The sequence below is a fragment of the Thermomonas sp. genome (assembly GCF_029945965.1).
Taxonomy (GTDB): Bacteria; Pseudomonadota; Gammaproteobacteria; order Xanthomonadales; family Xanthomonadaceae; genus Thermomonas.
Genome location: NZ_JAQSDO010000015.1, coordinates 31502 through 45461, shown reverse-complemented (window position 1 = coordinate 45461; position 13960 = coordinate 31502). Strand labels below are relative to the sequence as shown.

The 13960-nt window shown below is 61.1% G+C and carries 12 protein-coding genes; 6 read left to right on the top strand and 6 right to left on the bottom strand.

Annotation, left to right across the window (positions count from 1 at the left end; genetic code table 11):
• Positions 1-11 precede the first annotated feature (11 nt).
• Genes PSV05_RS06525 through PSV05_RS06515 form a run of 3 tightly spaced genes read right to left on the bottom strand, consistent with a single transcriptional unit; the run spans position 12 to position 2922 of the window.
• Positions 12-2345, bottom strand: coding sequence for a type I restriction endonuclease subunit R (locus PSV05_RS06525; protein WP_300063313.1), 2334 nt, complete (start codon positions 2343-2345; stop codon positions 12-14).
• Entirely contained in the window at positions 2342-2641 is a 300-nt protein-coding gene (locus PSV05_RS06520; RefSeq protein ID WP_300063310.1) for a type II toxin-antitoxin system RelE/ParE family toxin, read from the bottom strand. The genes PSV05_RS06525 and PSV05_RS06520 overlap by 4 nt, the downstream gene beginning before the upstream one ends.
• On the bottom strand, positions 2638-2922 hold the full coding sequence (locus PSV05_RS06515; RefSeq protein ID WP_300063307.1) for a CopG family transcriptional regulator: 285 nt from the start codon (positions 2920-2922) through the stop codon (positions 2638-2640). The genes PSV05_RS06520 and PSV05_RS06515 overlap by 4 nt, the downstream gene beginning before the upstream one ends.
• 454 nt (positions 2923-3376) lie before the next feature.
• Here PSV05_RS06515 and PSV05_RS06510 point away from each other — a divergent pair, with 454 nt between their 5' ends.
• On the top strand, positions 3377-3673 hold the full coding sequence (locus PSV05_RS06510) for a hypothetical protein (RefSeq protein WP_300063304.1): 297 nt from the start codon (positions 3377-3379) through the stop codon (positions 3671-3673).
• A 22-nt stretch (positions 3674-3695) separates the two neighbouring features.
• Positions 3696-4055 carry a hypothetical protein gene (locus tag PSV05_RS06505; RefSeq protein ID WP_300063301.1) on the top strand — a complete coding sequence of 120 codons (360 nt, stop codon included), beginning with the start codon at positions 3696-3698 and terminating at the stop codon, positions 4053-4055.
• A 58-nt stretch (positions 4056-4113) separates the two neighbouring features.
• Here PSV05_RS06505 and PSV05_RS06500 read toward each other — a convergent pair whose 3' ends face one another.
• Together PSV05_RS06500 and PSV05_RS06495 are read right to left on the bottom strand one after the other, a co-directional pair.
• Positions 4114-5274, bottom strand: coding sequence for a restriction endonuclease subunit S (locus PSV05_RS06500; RefSeq protein ID WP_300063298.1), 1161 nt, complete (start codon positions 5272-5274; stop codon positions 4114-4116).
• Positions 5271-6725 carry an N-6 DNA methylase gene (locus PSV05_RS06495; RefSeq protein ID WP_300063295.1) on the bottom strand — a complete coding sequence of 485 codons (1455 nt, stop codon included), beginning with the start codon at positions 6723-6725 and terminating at the stop codon, positions 5271-5273. Before PSV05_RS06495 ends, PSV05_RS06500 begins: the two co-directional genes overlap by 4 nt.
• Positions 6726-7040: 315 nt before the next feature.
• Here PSV05_RS06495 and PSV05_RS06490 point away from each other — a divergent pair, with 315 nt between their 5' ends.
• The 4 genes from PSV05_RS06490 (at position 7041) to PSV05_RS06475 (ending at position 12925) form a co-directional block, all read left to right on the top strand.
• Positions 7041-7439, top strand: a complete 399-nt coding sequence (locus PSV05_RS06490) for a MerR family transcriptional regulator (RefSeq protein ID WP_300063292.1) — start codon at positions 7041-7043, stop codon at positions 7437-7439.
• Positions 7436-9823: a heavy metal translocating P-type ATPase gene (locus tag PSV05_RS06485; RefSeq protein WP_300063289.1), complete on the top strand. Its 2388-nt coding sequence runs from the start codon at positions 7436-7438 to the stop codon at positions 9821-9823. Before PSV05_RS06490 ends, PSV05_RS06485 begins: the two co-directional genes overlap by 4 nt.
• A gap of 105 nt (positions 9824-9928) precedes the next feature.
• The gene (gene parC / locus PSV05_RS06480; RefSeq protein WP_300063286.1) at positions 9929-12175 is read left to right on the top strand and encodes a DNA topoisomerase IV subunit A; all 2247 of its coding nucleotides are present in this window, start codon (positions 9929-9931) and stop codon (positions 12173-12175) included.
• A 96-nt stretch (positions 12176-12271) separates the two neighbouring features.
• A complete protein-coding gene (locus PSV05_RS06475; RefSeq protein ID WP_300063283.1) occupies positions 12272-12925 on the top strand; it encodes a thiopurine S-methyltransferase in 654 nt (217 codons plus the stop codon).
• A 29-nt stretch (positions 12926-12954) separates the two neighbouring features.
• Here PSV05_RS06475 and PSV05_RS06470 read toward each other — a convergent pair whose 3' ends face one another.
• Positions 12955-13713 (bottom strand): peptidoglycan-binding domain-containing protein, encoded by a 759-nt coding sequence (locus PSV05_RS06470; RefSeq protein WP_300063280.1) that lies wholly within the window; start codon positions 13711-13713, stop codon positions 12955-12957.
• Positions 13714-13960 lie beyond the last annotated feature (247 nt).

Here is a 13960-nt window from a genome sequence, read left to right as displayed (position 1 = left end):
GTTAGTGCGCGTCACGGCCCATTCGCATACAAATATTTCTGGAACCCGACGAAGACGCTGCGGATCTGATCCGGCGTTCCCAAGTCAGCGGCCGCATCCGAAATGGCGTGATATTTGAGTTTCAACAACGGCGTCAACTTTTCCAGCCCCAATTCGTCCACACCTTCATCGATGTAGTGGCCCAGCACGAATTCGACGAAGGCTAGCTGCCGATGGCTCTTGTAGGTGTCGTATAGCTTGGCTTTCGCTTGCATGGCGCGCTCGCTGCGCGGGATTGGCGGACGTGCGTAGGCGACATAGGCCAGCACATCGAACAGGTCGCTGTTGTCGGCCTCGATTGCCGCTTGCATTCCGGCCAATGCCTCACGCCCGAAGCCTTTGTCGGCCAGACCCATCAGCAACGTTTTTCGGGTTTCCGGATCGCTCCAGATTTCTCGCAACTGCTCTTCGTCTTTGAAGAACTCCGGCAGTACGCCAAAGAGGCTTTCAAGGAATTGCGCCGCCGACATCGGCCGTCCATCCGCACTCCAGAAAGTCGTTGCCACCATGCTCTGGATCTGGCGCGCCTTCCCATCGGCAAGCTTGACCTGGATATTCACCGGACGTGGCTCCAACAACCCCAGTTGTTCCGATGGCGGCTTATCGATGTCTTCGCCCGCGAGATTCGCCGCACGCGGTTCTGGCTCCAACGGCTCGCCATCCCATTCGGGATCGCTGAAATGGTGGTGCGCCTTCACGAAGTCATACACCGTGAAGTAGTCCTTGCCGTCGTACAGGCGGGTGCCTCGGCCGATGATCTGCTTGAACTCGATCATCGAATTGATCGGCCGCAACAGCACGATGTTGCGCACGTTGCGCGCATCCACGCCGGTCGAAAGTTTCTGTGACGTAGTCAGGATCGTCGGGATGGTTTTCTCGTTGTCCTGGAACTCGCGCAGGGACTGTTCGCCACGTGCGCCATCGTTCGCGGTGACGCGCACGCAATAAAACGGATCCATGCTGCTGGCGATCTGGTTGATCAGATCGCGCACCAACAACGCGTGATCCTGACTGGCGCAGAACACCAAGGTCTTCTCGCGCTGGTCGATCAACTCCATGAACTTGCGTACGCGGAACTCCTCGCGCTCGCGGATGAAGATGATCTTGTTGAAATCGCTTTCCAGATAGCGCTTGCCTTCCACCACCTCGCCTTCGATCACCGCGTCGTCAGGCGTATACAGATAGTCGTCCAGCGTGGTCACGACCTGCTTGACCCGGAACGGGGTCAGGAAACCGTCATTGATGCCTTCCTTCAGTGAATAGCTGTACACCGGCTCGCCGAAGTACGCATAGGTGTCGGCATTGCTCTGGCGCTTGGGCGTGGCGGTCAGGCCCAGCTGCACGGCTGGCTGGAAGTACTCCAGGATCTCGCGCCAACTGCTCTCGTCCTTGGCACCACCGCGATGGCATTCGTCGATGATGATGAAGTCGAAAAAATCGGGCGGATAGTCCCCGAAGTACGGCGACGGCTCCCCATCTTTTGGCGGCCCGCTCATGAAAGTCTGGAAGATTGTGAAGAAGATGCTGCCATTGGTCGGCACGCGTCCCTTCTTGCGGATTTCATCCGGCGCGATGCGCACCAGCGCGTCTTCATCGAAGGCGGAAAAAGCGTTGTAGGCTTGGTCGGCCAGGATGTTGCGGTCCGCCAGGAACAACACGCGGGGGCGGCGCGTTGGCCCTCCTTCCTGCTTCCAGTCGCCCAGGTTCCAGCGACTCTGGAACAGCTTCCACGCCAGCTGGAAGGCGATGAAGGTCTTGCCGGTGCCGGTGGCAAGCGTCAGCAAGATGCGGTCGCGGCCCTCGACGATCGCATCCAGTACACGCTGGATCGCAATGTCCTGGTAATAGCGGCCCTGCCAGGTGCCGCCTTTGTCCTCGAACGGAATTGCGGCGAAACGGTCACGCCAGGTATTGGCGGTCGCGAATGTGCGCGTCCACAGGTCTTCGGGTGTCGGGAACGCAGCGACATCGCCCTCGCTGCCGGCCTGCATGTCGATGCCGTAGATCTGCTGGCCGTTTGTGGCATAGGCGAAGCGAACCGCCAGCTTCTTCGCATAGCCTTTGGCCTGCCCCACACCTTCCGTATAGGGCTTGCCCCAGGCCTTGGCCTCGATCACCGCCAGCTTGATATTGCGATAGACCAGCACGTAGTCGGCGATCTCGGGCTTGGCGCGCTCGGCACGGCCCTGCAGTCGGCCTAGAGTAATGACAAACTCGCGGCGGATCTGGCTGCCTTCCACCATGCTCCAACCGGCCGCTTTCAAGGCAGGGTCGATATGTTCGGCGCGGGTCTCGGATTCGTTCATGATTCGGATTCTCGCGAATACCCGCACTCGCGCTGGTGGCGAATCGCGAGCAGCAGAACGACGTCTTCTGCAACGTGTTCGATGCTGTACAGGACCACATAGCCCGAACGCCCACGCGACACCATCAGCTCGCGCATCCCGTCCTCGACTTCGCGACCAATCAGGGAATGGTTGTGCAGCACGTTCACGGCTTCCTCGATCAAACCGATGGTCTCGCCGGCTGCCGCGGGTTCGCTGGCCAACAGGAAATCCGCCAACCGCACCAGGTCGGCCAGCGCGGCTTCCGTGTAGATCAAGTGCGCCAAGCGTTGGCCTTGGGTGCTTGTGCGGGGCGACCGGCTACCTTGTCGCGAAGGTATTGATGCACATCGTCTGCCGCGTAACCCATGCCGGATGTCAGCGCCTGCTGGCGTGCGGCCTGCGCATCGGCAACAAAGCGGGCACGTTGTTCGGTCGCCGTGGTCAGCTCGCGAATGGCATCCAGCATGAACGCGTGCGCGGACACGCCACGCGCCTTTGCCGCCAATGCGGCACGCGCCTTGAGGTCATCCGGAAGTTTCAGTGAGGTGGTGGACATACCGTCATCTCCGCGTGGGTGTCACCACAGTAACACCCCACACGAGCCTCGGCCAACATTCCATCGGCAAGCAGGACGTGCAGGCGCGATCTGATCGGCGCGGGTCTCGGCTTCGTTCATGAATTCCCCTGAATGGCGAGCATAGCAATCCGATCAGCGGCGCTTGCCGTTATCATGGCTGCAAGTGGGTTGGGGGTTCCCGGCCGGCGTCAGGGCCTCGGTGCGTTCACCGGGGCCTTTCGCTGTCTGACGCCACTGAACGTGGCCGAGAAGCCGCTTTAGGGCCACATTTGGCTTGAAAGGTGTCACTGGCGCGACCAATGGCACACCACATACCGCTCCACAGGCCTACAATTCTGAATCTCACGTGTTGTATTGACACCAATTCTTAGGAATTCATTGAGTTCCGTGCAAAGTGTCAATACACTCGTCCGACTCAGACCTGAGGCCCACCATGGCGATCATCATTCCGCCAGGCATCGCCAGAAAGATCGAACAGCCCGATCACGGCGAGATCACCGAAAAAGAAGTGCATGAGTGCTTTGAGAACCACGATGGCCGCTTGTGTTGGGACAGCCGTCCTCAGCACCTTGATCGGCAGGGCCAGCCATCACCCTGGTTTGTTTCGGAGACTAACAAGCGACGGCTGCTCAAGATCATGTTCGTTCGTGAAAATGAAGACGTTCACCTGAAGTCAGCCTATCCGGCATCACAACAGGTGCACGAAATTTTCGAACGGTTTGGCAAGTAACAACTGACAGGGAGACAACACCATGGCTACTTCTCCACGCACTTACGAGCGCGGCCCTTGGGAGGAGCAAGACGCCGATCTGGAAGCTGCCCACGTGCAAGCTCCGGCTGGCGAAGCCGAAGCGGTACAGCGCGCGCTTGGTTTGCAGATGGTGTCGATGCGTCTGCAGCCGGAGCTTGTGAACAATCTCAAGCAGATTGCTGTTCACTACGGCATTGGTTATCAACCGATGATCCGCGATCTGTTGAACAGGTTTGCACATTCCGAAATCCAGCAGATTCTTCAGGATCAGATGGATGAACTGGCCAAGGCCGGTCGTGCGCAGCAGGAATCAACGGAACCGGTGAGCCAGTTCCTTGAGCGGGAACGGAAGCGAGCGTAGGTAGCGAACGATAAAGCCCCGCATCGCGGGGCTTTGTTTTTATGGGCGCAGGTTCTGCTTACAACTGCCCCGAAAATGCCTGATGCAGCAGGGACTGCTTGAGTTCGTCGAGGGCGGTGAGTTTGCGGGTGTAAAGGAATTCGATGCGCTCAGTCTCCGCACCCAATGATTCCAATTCATCGGCGATTTGTTTCTGTTCCGCCATTGGCGGAATGAAGAACTCGAAGTCCTTGATCTGCTGCCCGCTGATATGCGGCACGCCGATCCCGCTTTGCACACCAAGAATGTGCTGTACGAAGCCATCGCTACTGATCAGATGCATTAAAAAGCGGCTATCAATATTTTCTTGGCTGCGAAGGCAAGCCGTTCGCTGCACAAGCAGACTCGGCACATCAGCAGCCGAAATTACAGCGCGCTTTAGTCCTGCCTTGATCCAAGGGCGATCCATTGCCAACACAACATCGCCTTCCTTCAACCGGTAACGGTCATAGTTTCCTGCGTCGCTAGCGGGCCATTTCTTGACGTCTTCCCATCGGAGACAACCCGGAATAATGTTATCGCCCCGTAGCAAGCGAATGTCGTCTTCCGATGACGTGTACTGAGCGCTCTTGAAAGCAAAGCCGACTAATAGCTCCATCTCAGCTCCGAGTGTCGTCGTTCTCCAAGCATTGTCTCGTCTGGAAAATACGGATTGAGCGTGACTCTCGAAAATCTGCCGCGCATTCCGCAAATTCGTTTCGGCATTGGCCTTGGCGGTGGCGATGCCCGCAAAGGCTTCGTCGAGGATGGCGACGATGCGTTGTTGCTCTTTAACTGATGGAGTCGGAATCGGGATCTCACGCAAGCTCCCTTGATTCAACTTCGGAACCGTCAGCCCCGCTACGAATTCACTGAGATCAGTGAAGTTCAAATAGTGAATCAGCCATTGATCGATGAGATGCGTGCGTTTTGGTCTGAGAACATGTGCGTGGTTGTTGACCCAAATTTTTCCTGCGGCCGCGAAAGCAGTGCGCTCACCACTCGCCCACTTGGCCCCATCTTCGCCAACCAATACCAAAGGCTCATCAAAAATGTAGTCGGCTACATGATCCAAAATTCCGGTTGCGCCGTAGTACGGAAACGGCCCCGGTACGCGGTCGATTTTTGTGATTGGCCTGCGTTTCGAGTCCAACACATCACACAGTTCGCCCAGCGGAAAAACAGCGTAACTGTTACTCATACCAACGCCCTAATCCCCGCCAACACCTGCGCACTCTCCGCATCCAACATCGCAATCTCATCCAGAATCTCGCGCGGACTGCGATGCACCACCACCTCACCGCCATCGGGATTCTTCACCGACAGATCAAAACTGACCGGATCAATCCCCGCCGCATCCACCCGCCAGCTTTTCGGTGACACCGCAAAGCTCGCTTGCAACGCCACAAACTCCGCCATATCCGCATCATTCAACGGATTGGTCTTGCCCATGTTGCGGCCCGGGTCCAGCTGGTAATACCAAATGCTGCGCGTCGGTGCGCCCTTGTCGAAGAACAGCACCACCGTTTTCACGCCCGCGCCCTGGAACGTGCCCGACGGGCAGTCCAGCACGGTATGCAGGTTGCAGCTTTCCAGCAGCAATTTGCGGAGTGACACGCTGGCGTTATCAGTGTTGGACAGGAACGTGTTCTTGATCACGATGGCCGCGCGGCCACCGGGCTTGAGCTTCCTGATGAAGTGCTGCAAAAACAGGAACGCGGTTTCGCCGGTCTTGATCGGGAAGTTCTGCTGGACTTCCTTGCGCTCCTTGCCACCGAACGGCGGGTTGGCCAGCACCACGTCCATCTGGTCCTTGGGCTGGATGTCCAACACGTTGTCGCCCAGCGTATTGGCGTGGACGATGTTGGGCGCTTCGATGCCATGCAGGATCATGTTCATGATGCCGATGACATAGGCCAGACTTTTCTTTTCCTGGCCGTAGAAAGTGCGCGTCTGCAGGGTCTTGGCGTCGCTGGTCGAGAGCTTGCCTGTCTTGCTGAGGTATTCGAAGGCTTCGCACAAAAACCCGGCGCTGCCACAGGCGCCGTCATAGATGCGCTCGCCGATCTTCGGATCAACCACCTGAATCATCGCGCGGATCAACGGGCGCGGCGTGTAGTACTCGCCGCCGTTGCGCCCGGCGTTGCCCATGTTCTTGATCTTGGCTTCGTACAGGTGGCTGAGTTCGTGCTTTTCGACATGGCTGCCGAAGCGCAATTCATCGACCCGGTTGATCACATCGCGCAGGTTGTAGCCGGACTGGATGCGGTTCTTGATCTCGCCGAAGATCTCACCAATCTTGTAGTCCAGCGTCTGCGGGCCGCTGGCGCGGGCCTTGAAGCCGTGCAGGTACGGAAACAGTTTGCCGTTGACGAACTCGATCAGATCCGGGCCGGTCATCGCCTTGTTGTGGTCCAGCACGCCGTCTTTGGTTTTCGGCGCAGCCCACTGTTCCCAGCGGTAGGCATCTTCCAGCAGGAAGGCGTAAGGCCTGCCTTCCAGTTCGGCTTCCATCGCCCGGTCGCGCTCCAGCGCATCCAGGTATTTGAGAAACAGCAGCCAGGACGATTGCTCGGTGTAGTCCAGCTCACTGGTGCAGCCGGCATCCTTGTGCAGGATGTCGTCGATATTCTTGAAGGTCTGTTCGAACATGGGCGGTGTCTTGGTGAGCAGGCGGACACTGTATCGGGTGGCGGTGGGTTGCGGTCCGAAGGCAAGATCTGGACCCCGGCGTGCGCGTGGATGACGGCCAGGAAATGGGGTCAGAGTGAAGTTTCCTGATCACGATTCCGGCAAGACCGGGTGCCGTCGGCAGGAAATCCTCTCTAACCCCATTTCCGCCTTTCCCTTCACTGTGACGGCGCGCAAGGGCGCGCAGGATGGCTACGCCCACCCTCAAGACACTTGACTCTGGACTCTAGTCAAGGGTTCATACTTCAAGACCTGACCCTCAGGGACTTCACTACCATGAAAATCGGAGCACTGGCCCAGCGGGCCGATGTCGGCATCGACACCATCCGTTATTACGAGCGCGAGGGCATGATCCCGGCGCCGCTGCGCACAACATCGGGCTATCGTGATTACCGCGATGGCGACGTGGCGCGCCTGCGCTTCGTGCGCCGTGCCAAGCAGTTGGGCTTCACCCTGCAGGAAATCCGTGAGCTGCTGGACCTGACCGCCAGTGCGGCGGACGACATGGCCGGCCTGAACCAGCGGGCGCAAGCGAAACTCGATGACGTCAATGGCCGCATCGATGAACTCACCCGCGTGCGCGATGCGCTGCAACAGTTGGTGGAAGTTTGCCCCGGCCACGGCGCACTCGAGCACTGCCCAATCATGGCGGCACTTTCGGAGGAGCCGACATGAGCGCTCACGAGCACACTGAGAAAGACCATGCCCAGCACGACAACGGCAAGGCTGACCACAGCAATGACGCCAAGCCGGCGCCGACGGCATCGCAGGTAATCGACCCGGTCTGCGGCATGAACGTGGATCCGGCAACGGCGAAGGGTGGCTCGGCCGAACACGAGGGCACCACGTATCACTTCTGCAGCGCGGGTTGCCACAGCAAGTTCATCGCCCATCCGCAGCAATATCTGGGCGACAAGCCCGCGCCGCCGGTCGAGGCACCGGCAGGCGCGATGTACACCTGCCCGATGCATCCGCAGATCCGCCAGGATCATCCGGGTATTTGTCCGATCTGCGGGATGGCGCTGGAACCGGAGATGCCGAGCATGGAAGAGGAAGACAACCCGGAGCTGCGTGACTTCAGCCGGCGCTTCTGGTGGACCTTGCCGCTGTCGGTGATCGTGCTGGTGCTGGCGATGTTCGGCCATTACGTGCCTGCATTGCCGACGACTACACGCACCTGGATTGAGTTGGTGCTGTCCGCGCCGGTGGTGCTGTGGGCGGGCTGGCCATTCCTGGTCCGCTGCGTGCAGTCGATTCGCAGCGGCAATCCCAACATGTGGACGCTGATCGGCATCGGCGTGAGCGCGGCGTTCTGGTACAGCGTGGTCGCAACCGTCGCGCCGGGCCTGTTCCCGGCGTCGTTCCAGGAGCACGGTCGGGTCGGCGTGTACTTCGAAGCAGCTGCGGTGATCATTTCGCTGACCTTGCTGGGCCAGTTGCTGGAACTGCGCGCGCGCTCCAAGACCGGCGCTGCAATCAAGGCACTACTGGGACTGGCACCGAAGACCGCACGGCGGGTCATGGACGACGGCAGCGAGCAGGACATCCCACTCGATCATGTGCACGTGGGATACGCGCTGCGCGTGCGTCCCGGCGAAAAGGTGCCAGTGGATGGCAGCGTGGTCGAGGGACGTTCCAGCGTGGATGAGTCGATGCTCACCGGCGAGGCGATGCCTGTGACCAAGTCGCCCGGCGACAGCGTGATTGGTGCTACCCAGAACGGCACCGGCGCACTGCTGATCCGCGCCGAGCAGGTCGGCTCGTCGACGGTGCTGGCGCGGATCGTGCAATTGGTCGCGCAGGCGCAGCGCTCGCGCGCACCCATGCAGCGCGTGGCTGACAAGGCCGCGTTCTGGTTCGTGCTGGTGGTGCTGGCCGCGGCCGTGGCGACGTTCTTCGTCTGGGGCCTGTGGGGGCCGGAGCCGTCGTGGACGTGGGCCATCTTGAACGCGGTGTCGGTGCTGATCATCGCCTGCCCCTGCGCGCTGGGCCTGGCGACACCGATGTCGATCATGGTTGCCACCGGCCGCGCGGCGCAGATGGGCGTGCTGTTCCGCGATGCCGAGGCGATCGAACAATTCCGCACGCTGGACACGTTGGTGGTCGACAAGACCGGCACGTTGACCGAAGGCAAGCCGGCGTTCCGCAGCGTCTCGGCGATGCCCGGCACCGAACCCGACGAACTCCTGCGGCTGGCGGCAAGCCTGGACCAGGGCAGCGAGCATCCACTGGCCGAAGCGCTGGTCGCCGAAGCGCGCAAGCGCTCGCTGGCGCTGGTAGCGGCGGCGGACTTCGATTCGGTGACCGGCGCGGGCGTGCGCGGCACGGTTGACGGGTGTGCGTTGCTGCTCGGCAACCTGTCACTGATGAAAGACAACGACATCGCGGTCGCGGATCTTGAGAGTGAGGCCGAAACCCTGCGCAAGGACGGCGCCAGCGTGATGTTCCTCGCCGCTGACGGTGCATTGCTGGGTTTGCTGGCGGTGGCCGATCCAATCAAGCCGTCCGCTGGCCCGACCGTGGCTGCGCTGCAGGCCAGTGGCCTGCGCGTGGTGATGGCGACCGGCGACGGTACCGGCACCGCGAATGCGGTGGGTCGCGCGCTTGGCATCGACGAAATCCACGGCGACGTGACCCCGGAAGACAAGGCAAAGCTTGTCCGCAGCCTGCAGGCACAAGGCCACAAGGTCGCGATGGCCGGCGACGGCATCAACGATGCCCCTGCGCTGGCCAGCGCCGATGTCGGCATCGCGATGGGCACCGGCACCGACGTGGCGATGTCCAGCGCGCAGGTGACCTTGGTCAAGGGCGACCTGGCCGGCATCCTGCGGGCGCGCGAACTGTCCACGGCGACGGTGCGCAACATGCGCCAGAACCTGGCGTTCGCCTTCCTCTACAACAGTATTGGTGTTCCGATCGCGGCGGGTGTGCTGTACCCGGTATTCGGGTTGCTGCTCAGCCCGATGATCGCAGCGCTGGCGATGAGCCTGAGTTCGGTGTCGGTGGTGACCAATGCATTGCGGTTGGCTCGGGTCAAAGTGGGCGATGCGTCCCCGTAGGAGCAACTGTCTTCGCTAGGCAAGTGAGTATTCTCCATTCGGAGCCATCGCAGCTTGGCTAGCGCCGTAGAATCCCCGGATGACTGATTGCCACCACACCGCCCCATGACTGACGACCTCGTCCGCCCCGCTTTCCACGGTTTCGAGCAGATCCCGCTCAGCGAATTCGCCGAGCGGGCGTACCTGGACTACTCCATGTACGTGGTGCTGGACCGCGCCCTGCCCTTTCTCGGCGACGGGCTGAAACCCGTGCAGCGCCGGATCATCTTTGCGATGAGCGAGCTGGGCCTGGCCGCAGGGTCGAAGCCGAAAAAATCCGCGCGCACAGTGGGTGACGTGATCGGCAAGTACCACCCGCATGGTGACAGCGCTTGTTACGAGGCGATGGTGCTGATGGCGCAGCCGTTCTCATACCGATATCCGCTGGTCGAGGGCCAGGGCAACTTCGGCTCAACCGATGACCCGAAATCATTCGCGGCGATGCGCTACACCGAATCCAAGTTGTCGCCGATTGCCGAAGTGCTGCTGGGCGAACTGGGCCACGGCACGGTCGACTGGACGCCAAACTTTGACGGCACCCTGCAGGAACCAACGTGGATGCCTGCGCGGCTGCCGCACCTGCTGCTCAACGGCACGACGGGAATTGCGGTCGGCATGGCGACCGACGTGCCGCCACATAACCTCAACGAAATCGTCAGCGCCTGCATCCGCCTGTTGGATGATCCCGATGCAACCGTACGCGATCTGTGCGAGCACGTGCGCGGGCCCGACTATCCGACTGCGGCGGAAATCATCACGCCTGCTGCCGACCTGCTAGCGATGTACGAAACCGGTCACGGCAACGTGCGTGCGCGCGGCGTGTTCGAACGCGAAAACAACAACATCGTGATCACCCAGCTGCCGCACCAGGTCTCGCCGTCGAAGATCATCGAACAGATCGCGATGCAGATGCGGGCCAAGAAGCTGCCGTGGCTGGAAGACATCCGCGACGAATCCGACCACGCCAACCCGACCCGCATCGTGCTGGTGCCGCGCAGCAATCGCGTGGATGCCGAGCAGCTGATGGGCCATCTGTTCGCCACCACCGACCTGGAGAAAAGTTTCCGGGTCAACATGAACGTCATTGGCCTGGACGGGCGTCCGCAGGTCAAGAACCTGAAGATGCTGCTGAGCGAATGGCTGGTGTTCCGTACCAGCACGGTCACCCGTCGCCTCACGCATCGGCTGGAAAAGGTCGAGCGCCGCCTGCACCTGCTGGACGGCCTGCTGATCGCCTTCCTCAACCTGGATGAAGTGATCCGCATCATCCGCAGCGATGACGAGCCGAAGCCGGCCTTGATCGCGCGTTTTGAACTCAGCGACGACCAGGCCGACTACATCCTCGACACCAAGTTGCGCCAGTTGGCGCGGTTGGAAGAAATGAAGATCCGCGGCGAGCAAGACGAGTTGGACAGCGAACGCGATCACCTGATGGCGATGCTCGCCAGCAAGGCGAAACTGCGCAAGTTGATCAAGGATGAACTGCTGGCCGACGCGAAGAAATTCGGCGACGCGCGGCGCAGTCCGCTGGTCGCGCGCGGCGCCGCGCAGGCGCTGGACGAAACCGAACTGGTTGCAAGCGAACCGATGACCGTGGTGCTCAGTGAAAAGGGCTGGGTGCGCGCGGCCAAGGGCCACGACATCGACGGTTCGACCTTGAGTTATCGCGAAGGCGACAGCCTGCTGGCCGCGGTGCGCGGGCGCAGCAACCTGCAGGCGGCATTCCTGGACAGCACCGGGCGTAGTTATTCAACGGCCGTGCATACCCTGCCCAGCGCACGCGGCAACGGCGAACCACTATCGGGTCGTTTCAGCCTGCCCGTGGGCGCGACGTTCCAGGCGATGGCGAGCGCCGACAACGACAGCCGCTACGTGATTGCTTCCAGTCACGGTTATGGTTTTGTCACCCGCTTCGAGAACCTCACTGGCCGCAACAAGGCCGGCAAGGCGCTGCTGTCGGTTGGCAATGGTGGCTGCGTGCTGCAACCGGCAGCGGTCAGCGATGTCGATGCAGATCGCATCGTCGCGGTGACCAGCGCCGGCCATGTACTTGCCTTCGCGCTGGCCGAACTACCGGAACTCGACAAGGGCAAGGGCAACAAGATCATTGAAATTCCGAAGGCCAAGCGCGGCACCGAGCGCGTGGTCGCCGTCGCTGTGGTGCCGGTCGGCGGCAAACTTCTGGTTGCCAGCGGCGCGCGCACGATGACCCTGTCGTTCAACGACCTCGACACCTACATCGGTGCCCGTGGTTCGCGCGGCGGCCTGCTACCGCGCGGCTGGCAGAAGGTGGATGGACTCATCGTCGAATGAACAGGCGTCGAGAGCGTCGGGTGTTTCGCGTAGCCGCATTTAGAGTGGCATAGCGAAATAACCGGCAGTAGGCGACGCCGCACCAGGGAGACACGCATGCAACCTGATTTTTGGCACCAGCGTTGGAACGAAGGCCGCATCGGCTTCCACCAAGGCGCGCCGACGCTGCTGCTGGTCAAGCATTGGTTGGCACTCGGGATCGCGCCGGACGCGAAGGTGTTCGTACCGCTGTGCGGCAAATCGCTGGACATGGCGTGGCTGGCATCGCAAGGGCATCGGGTACTCGGGGTCGAGTTGTCACAACTGGCGGTGGAGCAATTCTTCGCCGAACACGGGCTGACGCCGAACATCCACGAATCGCGGTACGGCACGCATTACCGCGCCGGTGCGATCGAGATCATCCATGGCGATGCGTTCGCACTGGACGCCAAGGTACTGGCCGAATGCGCGGCGGTGTTCGATCGCGCCGCGCTGATCGCGTTGCCGCCGGAATTGCGCCAGCGCTATGCGAGCGAGTTGTACGCGCGGTTGCCGACCGGCTGCGCCGGGTTGCTGGTCACCCTGGAATATCCACAGCACGAAAAGGACGGTCCACCATTCGCGGTACAGGCCGACGAGGTCCAGGCATTGTTCGGGACCGACTGGGCCATCACTCAGCTCGAGCACGTTCCGATCCCGCCGGACCACCCGGGCCGCATCGACGGGGTCAGCCAGGCCGCAACTGCGGCGTACGCGCTACAGCGGCGCTGACACAGCCACCGCCCGGAAACCCACGATGCTCAGGCGAAAGACCGCCCCGGCAGTGCAGGCAGGTTCGATGCCCACGACTTCACCGTGCCGCCTCCCGGAACTGCCGTCTTGGTGGGCCCCTCGTAACGGAACGTCGTCGAACCTCCGCCAAGCTGGATGTTCAGCGCGGCGGTTGCGGGTACCCCGGTACCATTAGCAATGGCTTGCAGCATTGCCGTGCCATTCGGCCCCCGGCCAGTGGAGCAGTGCATGAACTGGATACATCCATAGCGGCTGAAAAGCGGCCTCAGCCTGCGGAACAACGCCTGGGATTTACTCGTGATGATGTTGCCCTGATCTCCGAACCCCCAAGTGCCTGCACCCGCACCGGCCCCGCCCGCGCTTCCATGTCCATGGAACCGCAACAGGCATACGCTGCCGGCAGGCGCGGCATTGGCGATGAGCGTGACCGCCTGTTCGACGCCATTGCACATGCCGCCGATCACCAACGGATTTCCGCCGAATCTTTGGGCGTGGACTACCTCGCCCACGAATCCGTCGTCGATGTCGATGCAGTCCAGGACGGTGAGGCCCGAATCTCCCGCGACAAGGCGTGGCCACGTACTGACACTGACCGAGCCATCCACGACAAGCGGTTTGTGGTCGCGTTGGAACTGCTTCACGGCGTCTTTCGTACGCGCGCCGAAGTTGCCATCGACCGTGGCGGTATTGCCTGCCCTTGTCAGCAACATCTGCACCACCGCGACTGCAGGCAGGATGTTGTGCTGTTCGGCGATGACGTAACTCATGATGCGATCTCGTTGTCCGGCGCACCATCTAAATGCCTGCCGGCCTCCCGCGCAATGCAACCGATGCGCTAGGGCGATCGACCAATAGCCTGTTTGCATAGTCCACATGGCTAGCGTCCGCCACTGCCCGCCACCATGGATCGGATCGTGGAGTCGCGCACGCCTGAGAAAAGCACTCCGGCTGTAACGGCTTAGCCAGAAGCAATTTCGCACAGGTTGATCCAGATCAAGAAGCCCCACCCGACCG

Coding starts and splice junctions, on each gene's coding strand:
- PSV05_RS06475 (WP_300063283.1), top strand. CDS start 12,272: ATGCAACCTGATTTTTGGCACCAGCGTTGGAACGAAGGCCGCATCGGC.
- PSV05_RS06485 (WP_300063289.1), top strand. CDS start 7,436: ATGAGCGCTCACGAGCACACTGAGAAAGACCATGCCCAGCACGACAAC.
- PSV05_RS06525 (WP_300063313.1), bottom strand. CDS start 2,345: ATGAACGAATCCGAGACCCGCGCCGAACATATCGACCCTGCCTTGAAA.
- PSV05_RS06500 (WP_300063298.1), bottom strand. CDS start 5,274: ATGAGTAACAGTTACGCTGTTTTTCCGCTGGGCGAACTGTGTGATGTG.
- PSV05_RS06490 (WP_300063292.1), top strand. CDS start 7,041: ATGAAAATCGGAGCACTGGCCCAGCGGGCCGATGTCGGCATCGACACC.
- parC (WP_300063286.1), top strand. CDS start 9,929: ATGACTGACGACCTCGTCCGCCCCGCTTTCCACGGTTTCGAGCAGATC.
- PSV05_RS06515 (WP_300063307.1), bottom strand. CDS start 2,922: ATGTCCACCACCTCACTGAAACTTCCGGATGACCTCAAGGCGCGTGCC.
- PSV05_RS06495 (WP_300063295.1), bottom strand. CDS start 6,725: ATGTTCGAACAGACCTTCAAGAATATCGACGACATCCTGCACAAGGAT.
- PSV05_RS06505 (WP_300063301.1), top strand. CDS start 3,696: ATGGCTACTTCTCCACGCACTTACGAGCGCGGCCCTTGGGAGGAGCAA.
- PSV05_RS06470 (WP_300063280.1), bottom strand. CDS start 13,713: ATGAGTTACGTCATCGCCGAACAGCACAACATCCTGCCTGCAGTCGCG.
- PSV05_RS06510 (WP_300063304.1), top strand. CDS start 3,377: ATGGCGATCATCATTCCGCCAGGCATCGCCAGAAAGATCGAACAGCCC.